General features: G+C 60.9%; 13 protein-coding genes and 1 tRNA gene. 4 read left to right on the forward strand and 10 right to left on the reverse strand.

Features of this window, described 5'->3' with window-relative positions:
• Positions 1 to 2: 2 nt before the first annotated feature.
• The 4 genes from V1471_RS11810 to V1471_RS11825 all read right to left on the reverse strand — a co-directional run bounded on the left by V1471_RS11810 (position 3) and on the right by V1471_RS11825 (position 3766).
• Positions 3 to 962: an alpha/beta hydrolase gene (locus V1471_RS11810; RefSeq protein ID WP_434288976.1), complete on the reverse strand. Its 960-nt coding sequence runs from the start codon at positions 960 to 962 to the stop codon at positions 3 to 5.
• 94 nt (positions 963 to 1056) lie between these two features.
• Complete coding sequence (locus V1471_RS11815) at positions 1057 to 1839, reverse strand: ABC transporter ATP-binding protein (RefSeq protein WP_434288978.1); 783 nt, start codon at positions 1837 to 1839, stop codon at positions 1057 to 1059.
• Positions 1836 to 2777: a FecCD family ABC transporter permease gene (locus V1471_RS11820; RefSeq protein ID WP_434288979.1), complete on the reverse strand. Its 942-nt coding sequence runs from the start codon at positions 2775 to 2777 to the stop codon at positions 1836 to 1838. Before V1471_RS11820 ends, V1471_RS11815 begins: the two co-directional genes overlap by 4 nt.
• On the reverse strand, positions 2774 to 3766 hold the full coding sequence (locus tag V1471_RS11825; RefSeq protein ID WP_434288981.1) for a FecCD family ABC transporter permease: 993 nt from the start codon (positions 3764 to 3766) through the stop codon (positions 2774 to 2776). The genes V1471_RS11820 and V1471_RS11825 overlap by 4 nt, the downstream gene beginning before the upstream one ends.
• A gap of 211 nt (positions 3767 to 3977) precedes the next feature.
• On the opposite strand from V1471_RS11825, the gene V1471_RS11830 reads away from it, so the two are divergent.
• From V1471_RS11830 to V1471_RS11840, 3 genes are all read left to right on the forward strand, one after another.
• The gene (locus V1471_RS11830) at positions 3978 to 4943 is read left to right on the forward strand and encodes an ABC transporter substrate-binding protein (RefSeq protein ID WP_434288983.1); all 966 of its coding nucleotides are present in this window, start codon (positions 3978 to 3980) and stop codon (positions 4941 to 4943) included.
• Positions 4944 to 5024: 81 nt separating this feature from the next.
• On the forward strand, positions 5025 to 7181 hold the full coding sequence (locus tag V1471_RS11835; protein ID WP_434288985.1) for a TonB-dependent siderophore receptor: 2157 nt from the start codon (positions 5025 to 5027) through the stop codon (positions 7179 to 7181).
• A 242-nt stretch (positions 7182 to 7423) separates the two neighbouring features.
• Complete coding sequence (locus V1471_RS11840; protein ID WP_434290928.1) at positions 7424 to 7714, forward strand: GNAT family N-acetyltransferase; 291 nt, start codon at positions 7424 to 7426, stop codon at positions 7712 to 7714.
• Between the two features lie 120 nt (positions 7715 to 7834).
• Here V1471_RS11840 and V1471_RS11845 read toward each other — a convergent pair whose 3' ends face one another.
• From V1471_RS11845 to trxC, 3 genes are all read right to left on the reverse strand, one after another.
• A complete protein-coding gene (locus V1471_RS11845; protein WP_434288987.1) occupies positions 7835 to 8419 on the reverse strand; it encodes a recombinase family protein in 585 nt (194 codons plus the stop codon).
• A gap of 155 nt (positions 8420 to 8574) precedes the next feature.
• A tRNA-Ala gene (locus V1471_RS11850) sits at positions 8575 to 8650 on the reverse strand.
• A 60-nt stretch (positions 8651 to 8710) separates the two neighbouring features.
• Entirely contained in the window at positions 8711 to 9172 is a 462-nt protein-coding gene (gene trxC / locus V1471_RS11855; RefSeq protein WP_434288989.1) for a thioredoxin TrxC, read from the reverse strand.
• 71 nt (positions 9173 to 9243) lie between these two features.
• On the opposite strand from trxC, the gene V1471_RS11860 reads away from it, so the two are divergent.
• Positions 9244 to 9426: a hypothetical protein gene (locus V1471_RS11860; RefSeq protein ID WP_434288991.1), complete on the forward strand. Its 183-nt coding sequence runs from the start codon at positions 9244 to 9246 to the stop codon at positions 9424 to 9426.
• Here the strand turns inward: V1471_RS11860 and gcvP are convergent, their stop codons facing one another.
• The 3 genes from gcvP to gcvT are packed head-to-tail and all read right to left on the reverse strand — an operon-like array spanning position 9427 to position 13819.
• A complete protein-coding gene (gene gcvP, locus V1471_RS11865) occupies positions 9427 to 12273 on the reverse strand; it encodes an aminomethyl-transferring glycine dehydrogenase (RefSeq protein WP_434288993.1) in 2847 nt (948 codons plus the stop codon).
• A gap of 12 nt (positions 12274 to 12285) precedes the next feature.
• A complete protein-coding gene (gene gcvH, locus V1471_RS11870) occupies positions 12286 to 12657 on the reverse strand; it encodes a glycine cleavage system protein GcvH (protein WP_434288994.1) in 372 nt (123 codons plus the stop codon).
• 22 nt (positions 12658 to 12679) lie between these two features.
• On the reverse strand, positions 12680 to 13819 hold the full coding sequence (gene gcvT / locus V1471_RS11875; RefSeq protein ID WP_434288996.1) for a glycine cleavage system aminomethyltransferase GcvT: 1140 nt from the start codon (positions 13817 to 13819) through the stop codon (positions 12680 to 12682).
• Between the last annotated feature and the right edge of the window lie 30 nt (positions 13820 to 13849).

Here is a 13849-nt window from a genome sequence, read left to right on the forward strand (position 1 = left end):
GGTCATGAGGCATGGAGGCCCTTTTTAAAAAGTGCGACTTCCAACACATCGCCGTCGTCATTCGCAGGCACTGGCCAGAGCGGCAAAGCCGCACGATCCAGCGCGAAGGCCCAGTGCAGCGCCCGGTTTACCGCCACCGGCAGAACCGACATGTGAGTTTCCTGCGCATAGGTCTCATAGCCAACCTCACAGCCTTTGCGCGTCAGCTTTTCTGCCATCTCGCAGGCCGCAGCGATGGTGCGGGTCCGCGTTTTCTCGGCCAGACGGGCCTCACGTTCGGGCCCGTGTTCCTGAAACGGGGCAAGACGTTCGCCCTCCCACTCCCCCGCAGACAGATGTACGCGCGGGACCGCACCGGAGGGATCAAACCCTTCGAGATGCGCCAGAAGGAAACTGTCCTCCCAGGTGATCGCCGGGCTGGCGGCAATGATGTTGCGAAAGGCAGAGGGCCGCGTGAACATCATCCAAAGCGCAAACAACCCGCCGAAAGAATGTCCAAAGAGCGACTGATTTTCGAGGTCGAGCCGGATGTGACCGACCAAAAAATCCCGCGCATCCTCAATCAAAAACCGCGCCATTTCGGCACCACCCCCGGTGCATACCTCAGGACCGCCCTCGCGAAACGGCGGATAGCTCCGCCCCGGGGGCGGACCGAGATCCCAGCTGCGCCGAAAACTGTCATAGGCGTCATCCGTCGGATAGCCGACAGCAATCAAAGCGCCCCAACCGAGGTTCGTCCCCATGGGCCAGAACGCCTGCGCCCGCATCGCATCGACCGCAGTCGCGATCACCGCATTGCCGTCCAAAAGCCATAGCGCAGGCCAACCCGCCTCAGGCACATCTCCCGGCGGGGTCCAGAGGAACACGCGACGGATGTCCCCCGTCACACTGTCGGCCAGATCGAAATAGCGAATGCCGCCGGGCGACCATATTTGGCCTTGGGCCTGCTCTTTAGTGGTCATTTCGCACACTCCTTTGCATGGGGAGCACGCCACAGTACTCTGTGGTGAAATGCTCCACAACATCGACCATCTCCATAGGTGGGCTCCCCCTCTTTCACTGTTTCGGATAGACGACAGGGCGGCCAAACACCGGATCAGGATGCACCTCCGCCTCGATACCGTAGAGCCGCGCCACCGCATCGGGCGTGACGGCTTCACCGGGCGCGCCTTCCGTGACGCAGACCCCGCCCGAGAGCGCCAGAAGATGATCGCAGAACCGCGCCGCCAGTGTCAGATCGTGCAGCACGACGACAATCCGCCGCCCGTCCCGATCCGCCAATTCGCGCAGCAAATGCATGAGCCGGATCTGATGCGGCAGATCGAGATAGGAGGTCGGCTCATCCAACAGGATCACCTCCGTCTCCTGCGCAAGCGCCATGGCGATCCATGCTCTTTGCCTCTGTCCGCCGGACAGCGCGACCAGCGACCGGGCGCGCAAATCGCCCAGCCCGGTGGCATCGAGTGCGCGGGTGATGGCCTCGCGGTCCGCCTGCGTCGGCGGCAAAAACGGCCGCCGCCAGGGCGTGCGCCCCTTGGCCACCAACCCTTCGACGGTCATGTCGGAAAGCTGCGGCGGCTCCTGCGTTAGGAACGCAATGCGCCGCGCCCGCGCCGCGGCGGGCATCTCGGAGACCGGCGTTTTGCGCAGTTCCACCATGCCAGCATCGGGCGACACAAGCCCGCCGAGGCACCGCAACAGCGTGGATTTCCCGCAGCCATTCGGGCCAATGATGCCGGTGAGCCCGACGTCTGGCAGGCTGGCGGAAAAACCATCGTAAATCACCTGCGTCCCGAGGGTAAGCGACAGGTCGCGAATGTCGAACAAGGACGTGGTCATACCGTAAGTCTCCGTTTTTCACGGGCGAGAAACCAGATGAGATAAGGCGCGCCGATCAATGTCATCACCAGCCCCGTGGGCAGGGTCACAAGCGGCGCGATGAGCCGTGCGATGAGATCGGCTCCAGTCAAAAGACAAGCCCCCATGAGCGCCGCAGGGATCAGCGCGGGCGGCTCTGCGCCCGTGATGGCACGGGCCAGAGGCGCGGCGGTGAAGGCGAGAAAGCCGATGGGACCGACCGCCAAAGTCGCCGCCGCCGTCAAAAGCGCCACAAGCGCCAACACCAAGAGACGCATCGCCCGGAGATCGACCCCAAGCCCGCGCATGGTCTCATCGCCAAGCCAGAGCGTGTTCAGCCGATGCGCCTGCCAGATCACGACGAGAAGCGCTCCGGCGAGCACCAGATAGAGCGACACGGCCTGCGTCATCGCGCTGCGCGCCAGCGAACCGGAAAGCCAGATCATCATCTGACTGACCTCCGCATCCGGGGCGCGCAGCAACATGACGGTGGTGGCAGCAGAGGCGGTGGCCCCGACCCCGATGCCGTAGAGCACAAAGGCCACAGGCCCCTGCCCACGCGCCAGCGTGCTCACGGCGATCAGGGCCAATGCAGCCCCGAGCGCTTCGCCCAGAAACAGCGAGAGGCCGAGAGACAGCGCGATCATGTGACCCAGACCCGCGCTTTGCACCAGACCGATCACATCCGGCGTGGCAAGCGGGTTGCGCGTCAGCCCCTGCATCAATGCTCCCGCCAGCCCAAGCGCCGCACCTGCGCCGATGGCCAGCGCCACGCGGGGGCCGCGCAGTACGGTCAGGACAAAATCCCCCTCTCGCGCCGCCTGCCACAACTCCGGCAGGCTGAGCCAGTCCCGCCCGCCGCACAGCGCCGCAAGAGCAATGACGATCAGGGCAACAGTGAGGGTGAACACCGGCCTCATAGCACCGCCCCCCTCCCGCGCGTATGGCCCAACACACGGCGCAGCACGAGGATGAGCGCCGGCCCACCCATCAGCGCGGCGAGAATGCCCGCGTCCACCTCGCCGGGGCGGGCAATGATGCGTCCCGCGGTGTCCGCGAAGATCAAAACAGCGGCCCCCAAAGGCACGGCAATAAGATAAGCGAGGCGCAGCACGCCTCCCGTCAGCCCGCGTGCCACGAAGGGCACCAGAAGGCCGAGAAAGGCCAGAGGGCCTGCGATGGCAACGCTCGCGCCGCTCAGGATCGTGACATGGATGAGAGTCAGGGCGATGGTGCGGGTGGGGCTGCGCCCGAGGCTGTCGCTGACCGCCGCACCGAGGCGCAAAAGCTCCAGCCGTTCACAGAGGAAAAAGCCGGTCGTCAAAAGCGCTGCGATGGCGAAAAGCGCCGGGGCTTCGCCCCGCGCCACGGCCGGGATCGATCCGGAGAGCCAGCGCAGATAGCGCGCCTGCATCTCGGCATCGGTCAGGATCAGGGCGGAGGCGAGCGAGAGGCAGAGCGCCTCGATCGCCAATCCCGCCAGAGGCAGGCGCAGCGCGATCCCATCCGCGCCAGTGGCCGAGACACCCCCCGCCAATCGCCAAAGCGCAAATCCCGCGAACCCCGCCCCGAGGCTGGCAGCCATCAGAACCGCCCCCCCACCGAACCCCGGAAAGAAATAGGCCAAAGCGATGGCCGAAAGCGCCGCACCCGCGTTGATGCCGGTGATCCCCGGATCGGCCAGAGGATTTCGGGTGAGCGCCTGAAGCATCAGGCCGGAGACTGCAAGTGCCGCCCCGACCGCACCGCCGCAGAGCGTGCGAAAGAGACGGGAGGCGAAAATGCCGTTCGAGTCCTCCAGAAGTGCGGCAAGCGGCATCTCAGCCGCGCCAAGGCGCAGGGACAACGGAACAGCCACGGCAAGCAGCAAGAGGCAGAACAGCAGAGATGTCAGAAAAGATCGCGACATGAGACACCCCAAATTGGAAACTCGGCTGGCGCGTCGCTGGCCCTATGGCCCTAACCCGAATTGTTCCGCTCCGCAAGGCGGGTTGGCCTGTCCGATTGGCCTGCCCGGTTGGCCTATCCTGTTGGGCTGTCGGGTTGACTTGGCCCAGCGAACGCGAAATGACTGTGACGCCAAGCCCGTCGCCAGGCCTCACACATCTCAGGAGGCTGTCATGCGTTCGTTTTGGCTTATCGGTTTGCTTGCTCTCATATCCCTCATTTCCCTGTCCGTTGCGCCCGCCGCAGAAGCAGAGCCGGTGACGCTCAGCCATGCCTATGGCACGATCACGCTTGAGGCCCCGCCGGAGCGGGTTGTGTCGGTCGGCTATCACGAACAGGATTTCCTCTATGCGCTCGGCATCGCCCCGGTGGGCGTGCATGAATGGTTCGGCGGGCGACCCTATGCGACGTGGTCCTGGGCCGAGCCCGCGCGCGCGGCTCTTGGAGCCGAACCGGAAGTGCAGCGCGGCTTCGAGATCGATTTCGAATGGGTCTGGCAGCAAAAGCCTGATCTGATCGTCGCCACCTTTGCGCCCCTCGATGCGGAGAGCTATGCGACCCTGTCGAAAATCGCGCCGGTGCTTGGTCCACCTGAAGGCTATGCGAACTGGACCGCGCCCTGGCAGGAAGAGATGCGCCTGATCGCCGCCGCGACTGGCCGCGTCGCACGCGGCGAGGAGGTGATTGCGCATGTCGAGGGCGTTTTGAACGATCTGGCAACGACTTATTCCCGGTTGGCGGGGCGTGAGGCAACTGTGGCCTATGTCTCTGGCACCGAGCTTGTCGGTTATGGCGCAGGCGATGGGGCGAACCGGATGCTGGCAGATCTGGGACTGACGATTCCCCCCGAATTCGACAACATGGTGACAGAGGCCGGCAGTTTCTCTGTCAGTCTGGAGCGGCTCGATATTTTCGATCGGGATGTGACGGTCTGGCTGACGGAGGACGACGGGCGTCAGATGATCGAAGCTCTGCCGCTCTATCAGAAAAGCAGGCTGAGGCAGGAGAAACGATCCGTTTGGGCCGATGAGGAAGAAATGGGAGCCCTGAGTTTTCAATCGCCCCTGTCAATCCCCTGGGTCGCCGCCCGCATTGCCCCGCGTCTGTCCCGCGCGGTCACGGGCTCATCACAAGATTGACACCTCCCGAGATATAAGTAGGTTGCCCTCACCCAGGCGCTCCTAGGCAACTCCAAGTCACACAGCTCCGGGGACTTTTCCATGACTTCCTTCTTTCTGCCATTTGCGCCGCGGGTGTCGGCCAAACGCGCTTTGCTTTGCCAGACCGCTCTCATCGGTCTGATGCTCACCCCCCCGTCCGCTCAGGCGCAGGACAATCAGGATGTGACCGAACTGATGCCGATCATCGTTCAGAACAAACTGCAATATTCAGGTGAAATTGAAGGCTATCTCGCGCCAGCCACCGAAACCGGGGTCAAATCCGGAGTGGCGCTGGCCGATGTGCCGCAGTCCATCACCGTGGTCACCTCGACCGAGTTGGAAGACCGCGCCCCGCGTCAGATCGAAGACAGCATCGCCTATGTCGCCGGTGTGCTGCCCTCGCCCTGGGGCATGGATGACCGTTACGATCAATTCTCAATCCGCGGCTTCGACATGGGGCCCTATGCGCTTTATCGCGACGGGCTGTCGCAAAAAGCACTGAGCTTTTCCGCCTTCACCGTGGACCCCTATATGATCGAGCGGATCGACGTGCTGCGCGGACCGGCCGGTGTGCTTTACGGCTCGAACGACGCAGGGGGCATGGTCAATCTGGTGACCAAACGCCCGGTCTTCGAGCCGCTGGCGGAAACCACGCTGAGCTATGACAGCAACGGCAACGCCTCTGTCGGGTTCGACTGGTCGAACACGCTCAATGAAGAGGGCACGCTCGCCGCGCGGATCACCGGCAAGGTGCGTGACGGGGAAACCGAAGTCGAAGACTCCGAAAACGACCGCAGCTTCCTGTCGGCGGGCATCACCTGGGCACCGAGCGACGATACCTCGCTGACCCTTCTGGCACATATTCAGCGCGACAGCCTGACGCCGTTGATTATCGTGCCGATCAATGGTGAGGACATCGACGACAGCTGGGGCAGCATCTCCGACGATTTCGCCTATGAACAATCCGCCTATAACAAATTCGAAACCGAACAGCAGTCGATCGGCTGGGAATTCACCCATAATTTCAACGCCGATCTCGTGTTCAACCAGCGCATGCGTTACGCGCATCAGACCACGGATTATCACAGCCTCGATTTCTACGGCGCCACCGAAGATGGTCTGACCTACTACGCCTTCATTGACGAAGAAGAAGCCGAGACCATCGGGCTGGACAACAATTTCGAATGGACAAGCCCCCTCGGGAACGCGCTCAACACGCTCACTGTGGGCGCCGATTACCAGCACTCACATTACAACGTGACGCAATATCTCGACTACACGCTCTACACCGTCTCCTATGACGATCCCTCGCTGGATTTCGCGGTGACCGATCCCGGTCTCTCGTCCAGAACGAAAACCACCTATGTCGAAAAAGGCGTCTACCTTCAGGATCACCTCGACTTCGGTCAGGGCACCAAAGTGACTGCCGGCCTGCGTCACAGCTGGTTTGACACCGAGACCGAAGATCTTCTGAACGACACGTCAGACAGTCAGGACAATTCCGCGACCACCGGTATGATCGGCCTGACCCATGAATTCGCCAACGGCCTGACACCCTATATCAGCTATACTGAAGGCTTCACCCAGAACGTCGGCACGACGATCGACGGCGACGTGCTCGATCCCTCCGAAAGCACACAATGGGAAGTTGGCCTGCGCTACGCTCCCTCGGCCGATCTGATGCTGAGCGCCGCCCTGTTCGACCTCCGCAAGACAAACGTGAAGGAATACGACACGACCGATACGACATGGTCGAGCTTCAAACAGTCGGGCGAGGTTAAATCGCAGGGGATCGAGCTTGAGGCCCGCGGCCGCCTGACCGATACGCTGCAAGGTGTCTTCAGCTACACCTATCTGGAGACCGAGGTCACCAAATCCACCGACAGCTCCCTGATCGGGAACGAAAACTCCTTTGCACCCAATCATCAGGCCTCGCTCTGGCTGGATTACGATGCCGCCCAGTTTGCCCCCGGCCTGAAAATCGGCGGCGGTCTGCGCTATGTGTCCTCGTATTACGCGACCCAAAGCAACGCCCGCACGACCGATGGCTACACGCTGGCCGATCTGACCGTCAGCTATGAGATGTCTGATTACACGGTCGATCTCGGGGTCACCAATCTCTTCGACAAGGATTACTACAGCTTCTGCTATGACAGCTATGGCTGCTCCAAAGGCGAAGGCCGCGTGATCTCCCTCGAACTGACGCGGGAATTCTGACCCTTTCGCTCCATATGTCGCCGGGCCTATGGTCCGGCGACACTTTCCACGAACTTTTGCCTCAAACACCCGGTTGCCTCCCAGCCCCCATGCAGACTGGAGTTCAACCGATGACATCCTTCATAAAGAAAACTGAAACTGGCAAAGACGTCGATGCCAAGAGATCATGACCGGTCTCAGAGATTGGTTCACCGAAGAGATCGCGATTGCCGAAAGCGCCGCAGCGGCAAAATGATTTTCTTATGTTCGCTCTGAACTCAGAGAAACGCGTAGACGGAATCGTATCCGTAAAGCCGAATACGGCGCATGCAGCTGAAATCCTACTGATTGCCGTCGGAAAACAGAAACACGGCTCCGGTGCCGGAACGCATCTTTTGCAAGCAGCCGAGGGGTTTGCGAAAACCTCCGCGGCGTTCATCTTGACCATAAAGACACTTGCTTCTCACTCCACACAGCATCCCAGATATGATAGCACTCGGCAGTTCTACCTCAGGAATGGAGTCCGCCCCATTGAAGTGTTTGAGACGCTTTGAGGAAAAGATGCCCCGCTGCTTATATCTGGAGAAACCGCTGTAATGAGCGAATGGGATAAACTGCCTTCCCACCAATCCTCAGTTACAATTGCGGAAATAGGTGTAGAGAGAAGCATCTGATCACTTCCTCTCAGCCAGCCATGTTTTCTGCCAGAGGTAATAGGCTGACTGACTGATCGGCGGGCCTTCACGAACCGCGAGGGTTTTCCATATCTTTGTCCCTTTGTACCCTGCCTCGATCATTTGAATGGCGACGGCTTTTCGCAGGTCTGTCATGCTCGGTTTGCGCCCCAAGCGCTGACTTCGGGCTTTAGCCCCTTGCAGTGCGATCTTGGTGCGGTCGGAGAAGCCTTTGCGGTCGAGGCGATTAAGAGCGCTCAGCAGAGTGTTGATTTGAGACTGCCAATCGTTTCGGCTGTCGAATGCCTCATCAAGGCAGCGGATATGAATGCCCAACTCCCGCGCTGCCTCGACCGTGGCGGCGATGCCTTGTGTTGAAAGATTTAGGTCGTTCAGAGACGGAGCGATCAGTTCCGAATTCGCGCTCATGGAGTAGAGCCAGACGGGCGGTGCATTTGGCTCTTCTGGGTCGGCCCTAAAAATCCGGTCCGTCGGAATACCTTCAGATGCAAGCCGTGCAATCGCGAGCTGCCGATCTTCAGCACTTCGCACTCCAGAGAGCACGCCATAGCGATTTTCGGACATCAGAGGCCTTTCAGAGAGGGCTGAAAACGGAGCGTGTCTGTGTTGGACCTGCGAAACAGCTACTATATGTTGTGTCTCAGAATTTTCTTGACACTGAGATGCACGTTTATGCTCCAAAAATGCACTCTTATGGTCCAATGACAATTTGGGGAATTTGGTGGAGTCGATCGGGATCGAACCGACGACCTCGTCATTGCGAACGACGCGCTCTCCCAACTGAGCTACGACCCCACTTGCGCCGATGATTTGAACTTTTTGCGCCGGGATGTCAAGCACCCCGGCGTGGAAAGCTCAGGCGGGCAATTTGCCATTTTGTTCCACGAAAGCGACAATATCGCGGGCCGGGCGCGCCCCAGCGATGCGGGCCACTTCCTTGCCACCCTGATAGAGGATCAGCGCCGGAATGCCGCGGATGCCGTTTTTCATCGAGACGGTCGGGTGCTCCTCGGTGTTGATCTTAGCGAAGCGCGCCTTGCCTTTCAGCGCCTCGGCGGCTTTTGCGAACTCCGGCGCCATCATACGGCACGGACCGCACCACGGCGCCCAGAAATCGACGATCACCGGAAGATCGTCCTTTTTCGACAGCGCATTCAGCGTCTTCGGATCCAGCTCCGACACTTTGCCGGACATCAGAGGCTCACCACAGGTGCCGCATTTCGGCCCGGCCGAAAGTTTCGCCACAGGTACACGGTTGACCTGACCACAAGTCGGACAGGCCAGTTTCACATCGGTCTTGTCAAGAATGGCGGCCATGGCCTGCCTCCTTTTCATATTCATGTTAAAGAATATATGTACCCTGACGGAACCCGGTTCAAGAGGCCAAAATGACACCTTTCCGAGACATCGCCCCCGCCGAGCAGGCCCGCCTGCGCGAAGCCTACGCCGAGGAGATGGCGCGGCAAACCAATACCTGCTCGATGGACGAGAAAATCGCGCGGTTCAACGCATGGCTTGCGCCGCAGGGCATCTCGTTTTCCGAAGACGACCTGCGGCCCAAGACGCGCTGATCATTCCGCCGCTTCGATATAGCTTTCGGGCGGCGGGCAGAGGCAGATCAGGTTGCGGTCGCCATAGGCGTTATCGACCCGACCGACCGGCGGCCAGTATTTATCGACACGAAACGCGCCCGGCGGGAAACAGCCCTGCTCGCGCGGATAGGGCCGATCCCAGTCTGCAACCAGATCGTTCACCGTATGCGGCGCGTGTTTGAGCGGGTTGTTGTCCTGCGGCAACTCGCCCTCTTCGATCTGTTCGATCTCATGACGGATCGACAGCATCGCCTCACAGAACCGGTCCAGTTCCGCTTTAGTCTCGCTCTCCGTCGGTTCGATCATCAGCGTGCCGGGCACCGGGAAAGACATGGTCGGCGCATGGAAACCGCTGTCGATCAACCGCTTGGCAATGTCGTCCACCGTGACACCCGTGGTCTTTTCAAACCCACGCGGATCGACGATGCACTCATGCGCCACACGCCCCTGTTTGCCTTTGTAGAGCACCGGGAAGGCCGCATCGAGGCGCGCGGCGATATAATTGGCATTGAGGATCGCCACTTTCGTCGCCTGCGTGATCCCCTGCCCGCCCATGAGCATACAGTAAGCCCAAGAGATCGGCAGGATGGACGCAGAGCCGAAATTCGCCCCCGACACCGGCCCCATCTCGCCCGAGCCGTCCGGCGCGCCCGGCAGGAAACGAGCAAGGTGCGCCTTGACCCCGATCGGCCCCATGCCGGGACCACCGCCACCGTGCGGGATGCAAAAGGTCTTGTGCAGGTTGAGATGCGACACGTCGGAGCCGATCTCACCCGGTTTCGCGAGCCCCACCAAAGCATTGAGGTTCGCGCCATCGAGATAGACCTGACCACCATATTCATGCGTGATCCGGCACACATCCTTCACCGTCTCCTCGAACACGCCGTGAGTCGAAGGATAGGTGATCATACAGGCGGCGAGCTTGTCCCCTGCCGCTTCGGCCTTGACCCGGAAATCGTCCAGATCAATGTCACCGTTCTCGGCCGTTTTCACCACCACAACCTTGAGGCCGACCATCTGCGCAGAGGCCGGGTTGGTGCCATGGGCGGACATCGGAATGAGGCAAATGTTGCGCCCGCCCTGCCCGTTCGCGCGGTGATAGGCCTGAATGGTCAAAAGCCCGGCATATTCCCCCTGCGCGCCGGAGTTCGGCTGCATCGACATGGCGTCATAACCGGTGATCTCGCACAGCTTCGCGGAGAGATCGTCGATCATGAAGCGATAGCCCTCGGACTGGTCCTCCGGCGCGTAGGGGTGGATCGCGTTGAACTCCGGCCATGTGATCGGCATCATCTCAACGGCAGCGTTCAGCTTCATCGTGCAAGACCCAAGCGGGATCATCGCGCGGTCCAATGCCAGATCGCGGTCGGCAAGGCGGCGCATATAGCGCATCATCTCGCCCTCGGCGCGGTTCATGCCGAAAATCGGATGTTCGAGATAGGCGGTTTTACGGAGAAGCGCCTCCGGAAAGCCAAGCCCCGGAAAGCCTTTCGGCACCTTCGCCTCATGCCCGAAGGCGCGCCAGACCTTGGCGATCACCTCGTCATCGGCCATCTCGTCCATAGCGATGGCAATGCGATCCTTACCCACTTTGCGCAGGTTCAGGCCTTCGGCCACGGCAGAGCGCAGGATGACACCCTGCATCGCGCCGACCTCGACCGTGATCGTGTCATAGAAGGCGGCGGGGGCGACCTTGAAGCCCTCGGCCTTGAGCCCTTCGGCGAGTTTCACGGCTTTCGCATGGATCTGTTCGCCAATGGCGCGCAGCCCGGCAGGGCCATGGAACACGGCGTAGAACGACGCCATGACGGCGAGCAACGCCTGCGCCGTACAAACGTTCGACGTGGCCTTTTCGCGGCGGATATGTTGTTCGCGGGTCTGGAGCGACAAGCGATAAGCACGGTTGCCGCTCGCATCGACGGAAACGCCGACAATCCGCCCCGGCATGGAGCGTTTCATCTCGTCTTTGCAGGACATGAACGCGGCATGCGGACCTCCAAACCCCATCGGCACGCCAAAGCGCTGCGCCGAGCCGACAGCAATATCGGCGTCCATCGCGACCGGCTCCTTGAGCATCGTCAGCGCCATGAGATCGGTCGCAAGGATCGCGATGGCTTTCGCCTCATGCAGCGCGGCAATCTGGTCGGTGAAGTCCGTGACCTCGCCGAAGGTGCCCGGATATTGGAAGATCGCACCAAACACTTTGCCCGGCTTCAAATCCTCCGGCTTGCCCTTGATGATCTCGATCCCCAAAGGGGCCGCGCGCGTCTCAATCACGGCGATATTTTGCGGATGGCAGTTTTCATCCACAAAAAATGCACCCATTTTTGATTTCGACACGCGCTGTGCCATGGTCATCGCCTCGGCGCAGGCGGTGGCTTCATCCAGCAAAGAGGCGTTGGCGACCGGAAGCCCCGTGAGGTCCGACACCATGGTCTGAAAGTTCAACAAAGCCTCCAGACGCCCCTGCGCGATCTCCGGCTGGTAGGGCGTATAGGCCGTGTACCAAGCCGGATTTTCCAAGATATTGCGCTGGATCGCGGGCGGCGTGGCCGTGCCGTAAAACCCCTGCCCGATGAGCGAAGTCATCACGAGGTTCTTCTTGGCCACCTTGCGGATATGGCCCAAGACCTCATGCTCGGTCATCGGCGCCCAGTCGAGCGGGCTCATCTGGCGGATCGCCATCGGCACGGTTTCGTCGATCAACGCATCGAGCGAACGCGCGCCGATCACCTTCAGCATCTCTTCCATCTCCGCTGGAGAGGGGCCGATGTGACGGCGGTTGGCGAAATCATAGGGGTTATAGGTCGACGGGGTATAGGCCACGATCTGCGTTCCTCAGCCGATAAAGTCTTTGTATTCCGCTTCCGACATAAAGTCGTCGAGTGCGGACATGTCCTCGATCTTCATCTTGAAGAACCACGCATCGCCCATCGGGTCCTCGCCCACCTTGCCCGGATCGTCCGCGAGCGGCGAGTTCACCTCAACGATCTCGCCATCCAGCGGCGCCAAGATGTCGGAGGCGGCTTTCACGCTTTCGATCACCACAACCTCGTCGTCCTTCGACACGGTGGTGCCCTCTTCCGGCAGTTCGACGAACACCACGTCGCCCAGTTGCTCGGCGGCATGTTCGGTGATGCCGACAACGATCAGATCGTCCTCGACGCGGAGCCATTCGTGTTCTTCGGTGAATTTGATATCAGCGGCCATGTGTATACGGTCCCTTAAGTGATCAACGTTTGTAAGTAGAGGTGCGGAACGGCATCGGCGCAACCGTCACGGGCAGACGTTTGCCGCGCAGTTCGGCGAAAACTTCGGTGCCGTCCATGGAATAGGCAGAGGGCAGGTAGCCCATGGCGACAGGCCCCTCGACCGAGGGACCAAACCCGCCGGAGGTGATCACCCCGATCTGGTCGGTGCTCTCGGCACTGGCGAAAAGCGGCGTGCCCTCGCGCATCGGCGCGCGGCCCTGCGGCAAAAGCCCGACACGTTTGCGCGTGGCACCACTGTCCAACTCATTCAGAATACGCGCAGCACCGGGGAAACCGCCCGCCCGCGCGCCACCAGAGCGGCGCACCTTCTGCATGGCCCAGGCAATATTGCCCTCCACAGGAGAGGTGGTGGTGTCGATGTCATGACCGTAAAGGCAGAGCCCCGCTTCCAGCCGCAAACTGTCGCGCGCGCCAAGCCCGATGGGCTCGACCTCTTCCATCGCCACGAGTGTCTCGGCAATCTTCACGGCCAGATCCGCAGGAACGGAAATCTCAAACCCGTCCTCGCCTGTATAGCCCGAGCGCGAAATCCACCATTCGACGGCACCGACGGTGATCCGCACGCTGTCCATGAATTTCAGCTCCGCCACCTGCGGCACCAGACGCGCCAAAGCCGCCTCCGCCGCCGGCCCTTGCAGCGCCAAAAGCGCGCGGTCGGTGATTTCCGTGACCGTCACATGATCCGGCAGCGTGGCGTTGAGATGTGCGATGTCTTCCGCCTTGCAAGCGGCATTGACCACGAGGAAAAGCCCGTCGCCTGTGTTCGAAATCATCAGATCGTCGAGAATGCCGCCGGTCTCATCGGTAAAAACCCCATAGCGTTGCCGCGCCGGTTTCAGCCCCAAAACATCGACAGGAACAATGCTTTCCAGCGCCAGAGCCAGCGCCTCGAACCCCTCGGGCGAGGTGAGCATCACCTGCCCCATATGCGACACGTCGAACAGCCCGGCGGCCGCGCGCGTGTGCAGATGTTCCTTCATCACGCCCAGCGGGTATTGCACCGGCATCTCATAACCCGCAAACGGCACCATCTTGGCGCCAAGCGCGACATGAAACTCATAAAGCGGCGTGCGGTTCAGATCAGTCGTCAGATCGGTCATAGCGTCCCTTTGCATCTCGCCGACGCAACT

The organism is Celeribacter sp. SCSIO 80788 (assembly GCF_051054295.1).
GTDB lineage: Bacteria > Pseudomonadota > Alphaproteobacteria > Rhodobacterales > Rhodobacteraceae > Celeribacter.